Annotated in this window: 9 protein-coding genes; 5 read left to right on the top strand and 4 right to left on the bottom strand. The window is 41.2% G+C overall.

Annotated elements, in window-relative coordinates:
* Positions 1–52: 52 nt before the first annotated feature.
* The gene (gene apcB, locus RMX89_RS09445; RefSeq protein WP_322674716.1) at positions 53–562 is read right to left on the bottom strand and encodes an allophycocyanin subunit beta; all 510 of its coding nucleotides are present in this window, start codon (positions 560–562) and stop codon (positions 53–55) included.
* 356 nt (positions 563–918) lie between these two features.
* On the opposite strand from apcB, the gene glnA reads away from it, so the two are divergent.
* Complete coding sequence (gene glnA / locus RMX89_RS09440; RefSeq protein ID WP_322674717.1) at positions 919–2,343, top strand: type I glutamate--ammonia ligase; 1,425 nt, start codon at positions 919–921, stop codon at positions 2,341–2,343.
* 115 nt (positions 2,344–2,458) lie between these two features.
* On the opposite strand, the gene RMX89_RS09435 is transcribed toward glnA, so the two are convergent.
* Positions 2,459–2,659 (bottom strand): hypothetical protein, encoded by a 201-nt coding sequence (locus tag RMX89_RS09435; protein WP_100899525.1) that lies wholly within the window; start codon positions 2,657–2,659, stop codon positions 2,459–2,461.
* Between the two features lie 391 nt (positions 2,660–3,050).
* Here RMX89_RS09435 and RMX89_RS09430 point away from each other — a divergent pair, with 391 nt between their 5' ends.
* Positions 3,051–3,950, top strand: a complete 900-nt coding sequence (locus RMX89_RS09430; protein ID WP_322674718.1) for a ferritin-like domain-containing protein — start codon at positions 3,051–3,053, stop codon at positions 3,948–3,950.
* A gap of 833 nt (positions 3,951–4,783) precedes the next feature.
* On the opposite strand, the gene patX is transcribed toward RMX89_RS09430, so the two are convergent.
* Positions 4,784–5,011 carry a heterocyst-inhibiting protein PatX gene (gene patX / locus RMX89_RS09425; RefSeq protein WP_322674719.1) on the bottom strand — a complete coding sequence of 76 codons (228 nt, stop codon included), beginning with the start codon at positions 5,009–5,011 and terminating at the stop codon, positions 4,784–4,786.
* Between the two features lie 107 nt (positions 5,012–5,118).
* A complete protein-coding gene (locus RMX89_RS09420; protein WP_322688742.1) occupies positions 5,119–6,864 on the bottom strand; it encodes an FAD-dependent oxidoreductase in 1,746 nt (581 codons plus the stop codon).
* 452 nt (positions 6,865–7,316) lie between these two features.
* Between RMX89_RS09420 and RMX89_RS09415 the strand changes: the two genes are divergently transcribed.
* The 3 genes from RMX89_RS09415 (at position 7,317) to RMX89_RS09405 (ending at position 13,287) form a co-directional block, all read left to right on the top strand.
* The gene (locus RMX89_RS09415) at positions 7,317–10,553 is read left to right on the top strand and encodes an efflux RND transporter permease subunit (RefSeq protein WP_322688741.1); all 3,237 of its coding nucleotides are present in this window, start codon (positions 7,317–7,319) and stop codon (positions 10,551–10,553) included.
* 89 nt (positions 10,554–10,642) lie between these two features.
* Positions 10,643–12,067 carry an efflux RND transporter periplasmic adaptor subunit gene (locus RMX89_RS09410; protein ID WP_322688740.1) on the top strand — a complete coding sequence of 475 codons (1,425 nt, stop codon included), beginning with the start codon at positions 10,643–10,645 and terminating at the stop codon, positions 12,065–12,067.
* 161 nt (positions 12,068–12,228) lie between these two features.
* Positions 12,229–13,287 (top strand): zinc-dependent dehydrogenase, encoded by a 1,059-nt coding sequence (locus RMX89_RS09405; RefSeq protein ID WP_322688818.1) that lies wholly within the window; start codon positions 12,229–12,231, stop codon positions 13,285–13,287.
* The last annotated feature ends 277 nt before the right edge of the window (positions 13,288–13,564 follow it).

Genomic DNA, 13,564 nt, shown 5'->3' with positions numbered 1-13,564 from the left:
TGCGATCGCTATTTAAGTTTATGTCGGGGCAGACACCTTGCCCACCTAAAATCTAAATATCTATCTCGCTCAACTCACGTGTAATGTGATCGAATGGTTCATCTACAAAAGCACTATTAACCACACCTGCTGCTGCTACTTGCTCCTTAATTAGCTCCTTGAGAATCTGGATACCGCGAACTGTAGGCCCAATAGGTACTCCTAAAGAATTGTAAGTTTCCCGCAGCCCTTGCAGCACTCGTTCATCCAACACATTGGTGTTCCCAGCAACCAGCGCATAAGTGGCGTAGCGCAGATAGTAGTCCATATCGCGCAGACAAGCTGCATAACGACGAGTTGTATAAGCATTTCCACCAGGGCGAATCAATTCTGGCAGTTCTTCAAATAACTGTAAACCAGCTTGCTTCACAAGTCCAGCCGCATTAGAATTGATTGCCGCCGCCGCTTGTACTCTTGCTGTACCACTATCAAAGTAAGACTTTAGGCTATCGATCGCATTCCGGTCAAAATAACGACCAGCTAAGTCATAATTCTTAATTAAACTTGTTACTGCATCGCGCATTCCTTCTTCTCCCAATCATTGCTATTTATGGTTTGATATTTATTTGGCTGCACTTATGCACCAGTAAATTTTTGTGCTATTAAAAATAGATTCGGCACAAAAACAATCTATCCACTACATAAGGATTTTATGTCAAAGTTGACCCTATATGATGAACTTTCCAGTTTTGTACAGATGATCGCCGAAAGGTTAATATAACCTGATAATCCAGATATCTGTAGCACAAGCTACAAAATCAGCTAATGTCTAGTATTTAAGATATTTCTGGTGTGTCACGGCCTGATTGAGATCGGTAGGGTTAGGATGCAATGTAAGATTTTGGTTTACTTTAGGAAATTGGTAGAGAAGGAGTAACAATGACAACACCACAAGAAGTCTTGGAATTGATCCGAGACCAACAAATTCAGCTGATCGATCTCAAATTCATCGATACAGTAGGGACTTGGCAGCACCTCACACTGTACCAAAACCAAATCGATGAGACTGCATTCACTGATGGCGTTCCGTTTGACGGTTCCAGCATCCGGGGTTGGAAAGCGATCAACGAATCGGACATGACGATGGTACTCGACCCCAACACTGCTTGGATCGACCCCTTCATGGAAGTGCCAACGCTAAGTATAATTTGTAGTATTAAAGAACCCCGCACGGGTGAATGGTACAACCGTTGCCCACGCGTTATTGCCCAAAAAGCAGTAGATTACCTAGTTTCTACTGGTCTTGGTGACACAGCCTTTTTTGGCCCTGAAGCTGAGTTTTTCATCTTTGACAGTGCTAGATTTGCCCAAACCGCCAACGAAGGCTACTACTTCTTAGAGTCCGAAGAAGGTGCTTGGAATTCCGGTAAAGCTGGTACAGATAACAAACCCAACTTGGGTTACAAACCACGCTTCAAAGAAGGTTACTTCCCAGTTTCACCGACGGATTCTTTCCAAGATATCCGTACAGAGATGCTGTTGACGATGGCACAATTAGGTGTACCCATTGAAAAGCATCACCACGAAGTTGCTACTGGTGGTCAGTGCGAACTAGGTTTCCGTTTTGGTAAGTTGATCGAAGCGGCTGACTGGTTGATGATTTACAAATATGTCATCAAGAACGTTGCCAAGAAATACGGCAAAACCGTTACCTTTATGCCAAAACCAATTTTTGGCGATAACGGTTCGGGAATGCACTGTCACCAGTCCATTTGGAAAGACGGCCAACCTCTGTTTGCAGGTGATAAGTATGCTGGTTTGAGCGATATGGGGTTGTACTACATTGGTGGTCTTCTCAAACACGCCCCAGCGCTGTTGGCAATCACCAACCCTAGCACCAACTCATACAAGCGCCTAGTACCTGGTTATGAAGCTCCTGTGAACTTGGCTTACTCCCAAGGGAACCGTTCTGCTTCTATCCGTATTCCTTTATCTGGTACTAACCCCAAAGCCAAACGTTTGGAATTCCGTTGTCCAGATGCTACTTCTAACCCCTATTTGGCATTTGCTGCAATGCTTTGTGCTGGTCTCGATGGCATCAAGAACAAAATCCATCCTGGTGAACCCTTAGATAAGAATATCTATGAACTCTCTCCAGAAGAACTGGCAAAGGTTCCTTCAACTCCAGGTTCTTTAGAGTTGGCTCTGCAAGCACTAGAAAAAGATCACGCCTTTTTGACCGAATCAGGCGTCTTCACGGAAGACTTTATCGAAAATTGGATTGACTACAAACTAGGTAACGAAGTCAAACAGTTGCAGCTGCGTCCTCATCCTTACGAGTTTTACCTCTATTACGATGCTTAATTAAGAGTCGTATCTAACTAAAAAGTAATAAGTAAGTTTTGCCACCCTAGAGTAAAGGGTGGCTTTTTTTAGAGTTGTCGGTTGAGATATTCACTCAAAAAATCAACCTTAAAACTTAGCTCATGGAAGCATGACTCGGCCCATAAATCATCCGAGTGTTAGCATCAACCTTCCCTTGAATCGGGTTCCAGTAGTGGGATGCTTCTTCAGGAAGACCAAGTTCTTGTGCAGCCCGCATCAGCATAGATTGTTGGCGATTCTTGACTTGCTGATGTTCGCGCACCATTAACGCACGGGATTTATCTGCGATAGACATAACCATAGTCCTCTCTATTTTGTGAATATATAATTTTTGGTTTTTTACTTACAAGACTAATATAACAAAAATTCTGTAACATAAGCTACTTTTTGCAAAAGTTTATATTTGCCTTTGCTGACAATATCAACTATTTGTTTCCAAAAGCCGGAAAAATCTTCCCAATCTACTTTTGATAACTAAAATCATCTAGCTTCAGATTGGTCTAACCTAAAAAAACACACCTTACCCAAGGCTGAACATTTATTCGTTACTTTTTTCTACACTTAAGGTCAACTCAAGTGATTAATTTTTGTAACTTTGATTTTTTTTCGGTGAAGCGACACGAATACAGCAGTTGCAAAAAATTAAGTTACGATCGAATAAAGATTTACAAAAATTTACATAAACTATGGCAGTTACCTATCCGCGTAAATTTCAGAATGTTTTGAGTGCCAGAGATATATTAAAACGGGTGGTATGCGATCGCGAAATCCATCTAATTACTCTCAATCGCTACCGTTACAGCGAACAACGCAGTTGCAAAGACCTAACTGAGGTAATTGAACAACTGAATGGACAGCCACGGGAACTGATCCGGGATTTGTCTCATCACGTCTCAGATGAAGCTCGTCATGCCATGTGGCTAACTGACTTGTTGATTGATTTGGGAAGCGATGTAGGAACTCCCCCCGGAACTTCCTATATTGATGAATTCGATCGGCTGCTCGACAAAGACACCTACGATCCAAAACACAACCTAGAGGACGGCATGATTGCTGCCTTGGCCGCAATTAACATTACCGAAAAGCGGGGTTGTGAGTATTTCTCTGCTCACATTCACGCGCTTAAACAAGCACCGCAGACAGAAGAAAACATCAAAATTCGGGAAACTCTTGAAAAAATTCTCCCAGAGGAAGCAGGACATGTCCGTTGGGGTAATCGTTGGCTAGGAGAACTTGCGCGTAAGAGTCCAGAACATCAGCAAAAGGTAGAGCAAGCCAAGCGAAAATATACTGCAATTGAACAAGCGGCCTTTGAATCAGGAATGGATATCACCTTGGGTGCAGAACTACGGGGAGTTGCCAACCTGGTGGAAGTCGCAAATACTATGCCGCTTTGGCAACGTCCCCAATACTTGATGGAACGTTTACCCCAGACTTTGCTAGCGCCGGAGTTGCAATTTACTAGGATTCAGGCTGCACAAAAGGCTTGGCAGCGAGATCCACAGACATTCATCGAGAAGTTTGTGCCAATGTTCCTCAACGGCATCCAGGGAAGAGAAAGTAGCCGCAAGAACACAACGGTGTAAAAAGGCATTGGGCAGAGGGGCACAGGGGAAAAACTTACTGCAACTTTTCCCCTGCTCCCCACTCTCCACTCCCTTTTCTTTAAGGAAAATTCATATAAAAAGACCAGATGCAAAGTTTTGCATCTGGCCTTGGGTGTAAAATAATTAAAAAGACTAAGATGATCTGGCAGATCCTTCTTAACATTTATTTTGTCGGGAGCTATCTACGAAGAGAACAAACTAAGGAACAAAAGTAGATTTACATTAGTAAATTTGTTAGCAAGCGTAATAAACCTATACTACTTGTGTGAATGCCTACCTAGATAAGCAAGAGATGAAACGAAAGGGATTTTATGCTTCGGGAAAAGACGCTAAACAGATGTCAGAGCAAAGATCGGTTACTTGCTTATGTAGATAATCGGCTACTGGATGTATGAGAAGAAAATTTATTGGGAAATAAAGTGAAGTTGCCCTAAGGCTGTTTGTTCAACAAGCAAAATGTTTGAATTAGATGTGCTTTAGATTAACTCATAGCCTAAGTAACATCTATTTATAGAGCCGTTGAGGATTGAGATGCAAAGCTTTCCATCGAATATGAGCAACAGTTGTAGAGCTTTTGAGGAGTTGGTAATGCTATCGATCCAAGCACTTAATTTGATTTGCTTTTCGATCGGCAGGATTGAGACCAACTATATATACAAAGTTTGCAGTTGAAATACTAAGCGATCGCTGAAGACTTTCGTGTGTCAACTGTATATATCTTTGCCAGAAAAGCTGTGTAAAAGACGTTAGCCCAACATCCTGTTTTCTGGTAATTCTGTTCCTTTGAGAAAAGAGGCATTACCTTACAGTAGTTAAACCACAGCATAGATAGTTCGGACTTTTTGTGTCACTTCTCTGCGCCCACTACCGCGATGACGTGGCGCATCATCTGAAGCTTGTTCAGATGCCGCCGAGAGCCACTGTTCCGAAGTAGGCGTGGAAGGCAGCCCTGTTGATAAGTGATTGACCATTGCTTGGCAGTTAAAAGCTAAGGGGCCGAACACCAGACTCGAGACTAAAAGTGAAATGGCAGCACGCATAGCAAATGTCTATTTTGGAACTCTCCACTTCACTGATACTTAGCTTTTTGATTAATATCCGGACAATTCATCAAAAAGTATTCTGTTTTACTGAAAATAAACTCTTCTTATCCTCCGTTTAAATGTTCGACTAATAACCAATTACCAGAGCGATTGTAACGACCCCACAATGTAACTAATTGTTCGTGGGGATAAGCGCGTAATTGCTCGTCAATATGCGATCGCAAAGTCACAAGCTGCCAATTTTGCCCTTGATATGCGGCTGGTGCTGTGACAGTGAATTTGTATTCCTGCTGTTCCAAGCGGTAAAAAATCCCTTTGAAACAGTTACTTTCCTGAATTAATGCCTTGTCAAAAGCAAAGTCAGTGCAATCGCCACTAACTGGATAGGCTTGTGGGTTATCTAAGTAATACAGTTGCCAGTGCCGCCAATCCGAACGATTGGGGGGAAGATTAAACAAAGGAATAATTAGCGCTTTTGAGCGATTATCTTCTAATAAAGCCGTTTGCAGCTTTCTAATAGGTAAATCCCTCGGCTGGCAGTTTAATTCAACACATATCGCCGCCGCCATCCCTGCTGCTTGACCAATGCCCATAACCACAGGTTGTAATCTGGTAGCGCCATTGGCAATGTGGGATACAGAAATATTCTTTTCACACACCAAGAAACCATCTGTTGTGGCTGGAATTAGACAACTGTAGGGAATTATAAAAGGAGTTCCAGTCCAACGCCCTCCCCAGCAGATGGATTTAGGTTGCAGTGGGAATTGAACACCAGGATAATGATGGTCATTGGCGTAATTACCAACTGCGATTGCATCATTAAATATAGATGCAACTCTACCTTTTGCGATCGGCAAAATATCCTGTTCTCGGACAGTAGTTAGCCCTACCAAGCGGCGGCTTTCCCGGTAATAGGGATGCAGTGCAAAAGCTGTAGAAGTGTGAGGAAATACTTTTTCGGCTAAACCATAGCGACGACCAAGCCGTTTTTGGATGAAATGAGCAAAATTTTGGCTGTGCCAGCGAGATTCTTGGATGAATTCACCTCTGGATACATCTGACTCTATCAACCGTCCTACCCCTTCGCCGTAGTCATTGCCACAGATTGGCCAATTCATCATAAACAGGCCACTGGGCAAACGTCCATAATTTAAAAATGTCTCTGCTCCATAGTCATCCCAAGCACCTGTAAACTGTGATTGATTATAGTTAGGCGCAGATGGAATCTCTGGTGCAATCGCTTCACCAAAATCCTGCATAATCACTACATAAGTGGGCGCTTGCACAGGATATTTTTGGGTTAAAGAGTTAAAAGTTACTGGGGCGCTGGGTTCTCCCCACTCTGATTGCAATTCCCAACCCCAACGGTAAGGTATGTCAGCTAAAGCTAATAAATCTCCTAATTCTGTGCCATCAAGAATAATCTTGGCTGTGATAGCAAAATCAGCAAAGCGAACACCAATTATAGAATCACCTTGTCGGAACACCTCTAAAGGCACTTGTCCAGAAATCCAATGCAAATTGGGCAATTCCTGCACCCAATCTGCAAAAATCTCTGCTCCAATTCGGGGATCGTAACTGAAAAAGCTTACCCAACTGTTATCTAATCCTCCAGGCTGTCGTTGTCGCAATTCCTGCAAAAACGCACCCCATAACCCTGTTTGAAAGGCTTCTAATTCATTGCCATCGGGTGCAGACACTCCAGCCGAAGTTAGCATTCCTCCCAACCAAGGAAATTCACTCACCAAAATGGTTTTGGCTCCCCGTCGTGCCGCTTGAATAGCAGCCGCAGTTCCTCCGGTTCCTCCACCAACAACTAAGACATCAGCTATGTATGTCTGATGAACCATGACCAAGTCCTCCACCAGGGTTAGCTATCTAGCTGATTTCGGTTGATCCTTGGCTCTACTTTTATCAGCTGAGTTTATAATTCACCTCTAGAAATCAGCTTTTGTCAAGTTTAAGAGGACTTTTCTAAACACTAAAGTGCTTACTACAAACATTTAAAATGTACTATCGCAATTACGTATGAAATATTACATATTTGTTTTGGTAAGTTACAGGGTCTTGCATTTTACACATCTGTATGCAAAGATAATTTTACATAAAATACTGTAAATCTATCGACTTACCGGATTAATAAGTTTTAGTGCTTTTAAATCTAACTGATTGCAAATAAAGGCATTCAGCAAGTATTCATTTGGCAATTAGCAATGAATAACTAAAATTTAAATAATAATTTCCTTTAATGTAAATCGCACTGACAGACTAAAGAAAAAAGAAGACTTGAAACTAAAAAATAATGTGGATTGTTAAACTTGCTCTTCGTCGCCCCTACACCTTTGTAATTACTTCCATACTTATTTTTGTTTTAGGAGTAGTTACTATTACGCGCATGGCAACGGACATTTTTCCAGAAATTAATATTCCTGTTGTCAGTGTAATTTGGTCTTATGGTGGTGTTTCACCAGAAGAAATGGAACAGCGTATCGTGACAGCGAGCGAACGCTCTTTTACAACCACTGTTAATGATATTGAACACATCGAATCACAATCACTCAATGGTGTTAGCGTCATTAAAGTTTTCTTCCAGCCAGGAGCAAAAATTGAAGCAGCAGTAGCTCAACTTACTTCTAACACTCAAACAATTCTTCGAGGTTTACCTCCAGGAATTACACCTCCTTTAATTATTCGCTACAATGCTTCTAATGTGCCTATTCTTCAGCTAAGTGTTAGCAGCACATCCCTATCAGAGCAAGAACTTTACGATAATGGCAATAATTTTCTGCGGACTCAGCTAGCGACTGTTCAAGGCGCGTCTGTACCGTTACCTTATGGCGGCAAACCTCGGCAGATTATGGTAGACATTGACCCGCAGGCACTATTTGCCAAAGGTCTTTCAGCTACAGATGTCACAACCGCAATCAGCGCCCAAAATCTTATCTTACCTGGGGGAAATGCCAAATTAGGCGATCGCGAGTACAGTGTTCGACTCAATAGTAGCCCCCAAGTCTTAGACGCGTTAAACAATTTACCCATTAAACAAATTAACGGCACTGTAATTTATATACGTGATGTTGCCCAAGTCCATGATGGCTTTGCAGTGCAGAACAATATTGTTCGTCGAGATGGGCGACGATCTAGTTTATTAACTATTCTCAAAAATGGTAGTGCTTCAACTTTAGATGTTGTAGCTAGAGTCAAAGAAAGACTACCAAAAATTCAAGCTACATTACCTAAAGAATTAGATTTAGAAATCTTATTTGACCAATCGATATTTGTTAAAGCTTCCATCCACGGAGTATTAACCGAAGGATTGATTGCTGCTTGTTTAACTGCCGCGATGATTTTATTATTCTTAGGCAGTTGGCGTAGCACTTTAATTGTGGCAATCTCCATCCCTTTATCAATTCTTTGTTCTATCATCGCTCTGAAGTTGATAGGACAGACTCTGAATATTATGACCTTGGGAGGACTATCTCTAGCAGTTGGGATTTTAGTTGATGATGCCACAGTAGAAATTGAAAATATCCACCGCAATTTAGGACAAGGAAAACCTCTGCAACAAGCTATTTTAGATGGCGCACAACAAATAGCTGTTCCAGCTTTCGTTTCTACCTTAGCAATCTGTATTGTTTTTATCCCAATTGTCTTTTTAACAGGAGTAGCACAATCGCTATTTATGCCTTTAGGAATGGCGGTTGTTTTTGCTATGCTTGCCTCCTATCTACTGTCGCGTACAGTAGTACCAATGTTGGCAAAGTTTCTGCTTGGTAAAGAACTACATCTTTATACTGAACATGAAAATTTAAGTAATAACGGTAATGGTCATGTAATTCCTAAAAAAGATATTTTCTGGCGAATTCATGAGCAGTTTAACCGCCAATTTGAGAAATTTCGCCAAAACTATCGAAATACTTTAGCCAAAGCTCTAAATCATCGCGGTGTAGTTTTTGCGATGTTTGGTGCTTTTTGGGTAAGCGCTTTAGTTTTACTACCTTTTGTTGGTCAAGACTTTTTCCCGCAAGTAGATGCAGGTCAGTTTCGGTTGCATGTCCGCGCTCCTGCGGGAACACGACTTGAAAAGACAGAACAGATTTTCACTCAAGTTGAAAATGAGATTCGCCAAATTATTCCTGAGGAAGAATTAGAAATTATTCTTGACAATATTGGTCTACCTGTAGGTGGAGTCAACCTGGCTTTTAGCGACACAGCAACCATAGGGCCTGGTGATGGAGAAATTCTTGTAGGTCTTAAAGAAGGTAAACATCATTCTACTTGGCAATATGTTAAACAACTACGCCAAAACTTAACCGCCCAATTTCCTGAATTAACTTTCTTTTTCCAACCTGCGGATATAGTAACTCAAATTCTCAATTTCGGTTTACCAGCCCCTATTGATATTCAAGTCATAGGCCCAGCTAAAAATCGTCGGGATAATTACAAGATTGCCAAACAAATCAAAACCCAAATAGCTCAAATTCCGGGAGCAGTTGATGTTCATTTACATCAAGTCGTTGATGCCCCAGACCTACGTATTAATGTAGATCGTTCTCAAGCACAACGTAGCGGTTTAACTCAACGAGATGTTGCCAATAATCTACTCACATCATTAAGTTCTAGTGGTCAAACATCGCCCAATTTTTGGCTTGATCCTATCAAAGGAGTCAGTTATCTAATAGCAGTACAAGTTCCTCAATACAAACTTAACTCGCTAGAAAAAATTCAGAATACTCCTGTAGCTAACGGTTCTAACTCGTCACAACTTTTAAGCAATCTTGCTGTTGTTAAGCGTGGGAAAGCTGCTGCTGTTGTTAACCATTACAACGTACAGCCTGTATTTAATATTTACGCCAATGTTCAAGGTCGTGATTTAGGTGGTGTAGCCAGCGATATTTATAAAATAGTTGGACAATTTCAGCAGAAGTTACCACGGGGAACTTCAATTATCGTAAAAGGCCAAGTAGAAACGATGAATTCGTCTTTTCTCGGATTAGAAGTAGGATTGATATTTGCTATTGGATTAGTTTATTGCTTAATAGTAGTCAATTTTCAATCTTGGATTGATCCATTCATTATTATGATGGCACTGCCAAATGCTTTAGCAGGAATTGTTTGGATACTATTTGTGACGAATACAACGTTTAGCGTACCTTCTTTGATGGGTGCAATTATGAGTATTGGAGTTGCTACTGCCAATAGTATTTTGCTCGTCACCTTTGCTAATGAGCAACGTCTAATAGGAGAAAAAGCTGTTTCTGCGGCTTTAGCTGCTGGTTATACCCGTTTGCGTCCAGTATTAATGACTGCTGGGGCCATGATTATGGGGATGTTGCCAATGTCTCTTGGTTTAGGAGAAGGTGGTGAACAAAATGCTCCTTTAGGACGTGCTGTAATTGGTGGATTATTAGCAGCAACAGTGGCAACTTTAATTTTTGTACCTGTAATTTACAGTATTTTACGCAGAAAACAACCCCAAAATTTAGAGTTAGAGGAAGAATTATCTTCTACTATCAAATTAACTGTAGCCAATCGGTAAATTATTCGGGAATAATTAGATTTCCGACTTCTTTAAGAAGTCGGGGATCTTAAAGAATTTCATCAACAAATCAAATAGAATTATATAGTATGGATACTCAAGAAAATACCAAAGTTGATAATTCTGATATCGCAGCAACGACTAAAAAAAGTCGCTTCAATTTTATCACCATTATTGCTACGACTACTTTTGTTGTTACTGGACTTTTAGCACTTGGTATTATACCTCGCTTACAAAAGCAATCAGAATTAAATGCTTTCGCTAAATCTACAACAAAAAAAGCTTCTTCGGTTAATGTAGTTAAACCAAAAGTTGCTGCTAATTTCACCGAATTAGTTCTACCTAGCAGCATTCAAGCCAGCCAAGAAACCACGATTTATGCCCGTACCAGTGGCTATTTACAAAAAAAATTAGTGGATATTGGCGAGCGCGTAAATAAGGGGCAGCTACTAGCTATAATTGATGCGCCGGAAACTGACCAAGATGTACAGCAAGCTCGTGCAGAATTGGTGAAGTCTGAGGCTAATCTCGCTCAAGTTCAGGCAGATTTAGCACAAAAGCAAAGTAATCTTTCTCAAACAAAAGCCAACTTAAAGGCTAGACAGGCGGAATTAGCCGAAGCACGTACTAACCTAGAGCTAGCACGTCAAACTTGGCAACGTTGGCAATTACTTCAAAAGCAAGGAGCCGTGACTACACAAGCTGCTGATGAACGTGAAAGTGCTTTTAATGCAAGTCAAGCTAATGTAGATACTTTAATTGCTCGTGTTAATTCAGAGCAAGAAAGTGTAAATACTGCTCTTGCAGCTATTAATTCCCAGAAAGCTAACATTAATGCGTTTATTGCAAGTAGGAGTGTTAGTAAATCAGATTTACAACGGATAACTGCTTTACAAACATTCAAACAAATTGTTGCCCCTTTTGCGGGTGTAATTACTGCTCGCAACATAGATTCAGGAGCTTTAATTTCTGCGGGTAGCAATAATAATAGTGGAAATTCCTGGTTATTTAAGATTGCTCAGACAAAGAATTTACGTATCCGAATTAATGTTCCCCAGGCTTTTGTGCAATCAATTCACCCTGGACAAAATGCGCTTGTTCGCGTTCGTGAGTTACCGAAAAAATCTTTTTCTGGTAAAGTTATTCGGACTGCTGATGTCTTGGATGCTACTTCTAATACTCTTTTAACTGAAATTGAAGTACAGAATTCAGAGAATCTTTTGCGTCCTGGGATGTATGCTGAAGTCACTTTTAAGACTGAACGTGCCAATCCACCTTTATTAGTACCAGCTAATACCTTAGTGATTAATGCAGATGGTATACAAGTAGCCACTGTGACGAAGGAAAAGAAAGTTAAGTACCAGAAAGTAGAGCTTGGAAGAGATTATGGTACTGAAGTTGAAGTTGTTTCTGGTTTAAGCCCTAATGTTAGGTTAATTACTAATCCTACGGATGCTCTTCAAGATGGGAAATCGGTTCAGGTACTTGCATCTAAGCATAAGACTAAGAATTGAATTTTGAATTTGGAGCGTACCCTCTCTCTACGGGACGTTCTGCGAATGGGGAAGCAAGCGAAGTGACTGGGGTTACAACAAAGTAAAGTTAACCGATAATAAATAGCTTAACGTTGACCACTAATGCTACATCTAGTATGGTTGAGCGGGGAAAAACCAACGTGAAAGCACAGGTATTTAGAGGCGTTAATCAACTGTCTTACGAAGATATCCCAGTTCCAACTGTGGAACCAGATGAAGTGCTGGTACAGGTGCGGGTTGTGGGATTGTGTCAGTCAGATATTAAAAAAATTCGTTATCCACTTTATGAACCGCCGCGCATTTTTGGACATGAAACCACCGGCACGATCGCAGCAATAGGCAATAATGTCAAAGGTTGGCAAGTTGGACAACGGGTAGCGGTGATGCACCATATCCCTTGTATGCGTTGCGCCTACTGCCTAAATGATAATTTCTCTATGTGCGATGTTTACAAGAACATCTCCACAACCGCAGGCTTTAATGCTAGTGGTGGTGGTTTTGCCGATTATGTCAAGGTTCCTGGACATATTGTGGAAAATGGTGGGTTGATTCCCATCCCGGATAACATCAGTTTTGAAGAAGCGAGTTTTGTAGAACCAACTAACTGCTGTTTGAAGGCAGTGAGAAAAGCTCAAATTGCCCCAGGACAAACTGTATTAGTTACTGGTGCTGGGCCAATTGGGTTAATGTTTATCATGTTGGTGAAGTATTTCGGAGCAAAAGCGATCGCTACTGATTTACTACCCTCTAGAATTGAAAAAGCCTTGAGTGTCGGTGCAGAAGCGGCTTTTGATGCTCGCGATCCCGATTTACCCGCCAAAATCTCTGCCTTAACTGGTGGACTAGGCGTTGATGTTACACTGCTGGCGGTTCCGAGTGAAAAAGCTTTCTTTCAAGCACTTGATAGTACTCGCAAAGGCGGTAAAATCTTGTTTTTCGCCGAATTTCCTGATGAAGTGGAAATTCCCATTAACCCAAATATCCTCTACCGTCGGGAAATTGACTTGATCGGCAGTTACAGTTCATCTTACCGGCTTCAGAATTTATCAGCCGATATTGTGTTTAATCAACGAATTGATGTAAAAGCATTGATTAGCGATCGCTATCCATTAAAAGATTTATCAGCAGCCGTGGAAGTTGCGATCGCACCCACACCGGATACTTATAAAATCTTAATTTATCCGTCAAAGGAAGATTAGGGAGATAGGAGAGTGTTAAATAATTCGTAATTCGTAATTCGTAATTACAGCAGATTTCAAGTTAGTGAGGTACACAAGCTCGCGTCTCAAAGCCAAGTATAAGCCTGTTTTACTTCTGACTCCTGAATTCTGAATTCTGAATTCTGCTGTAAGTTTTGCAATGGGGATTTTAACCCCACCGCAAAACTTGCCGCTTGATAGAAGCGGGGGACTTAAACCCACATACAGCACTTTCGAGGTTTGTGAGGTACACTAATTAATAGAGTATCAAGAACTA

Source organism: Nostoc sp. DedSLP04 (genome assembly GCF_034530775.1).
Lineage (GTDB): Bacteria > Cyanobacteriota > Cyanobacteriia > Cyanobacteriales > Nostocaceae > Nostoc.
This window is presented reverse-complemented; position numbering and strand designations above follow the sequence as displayed.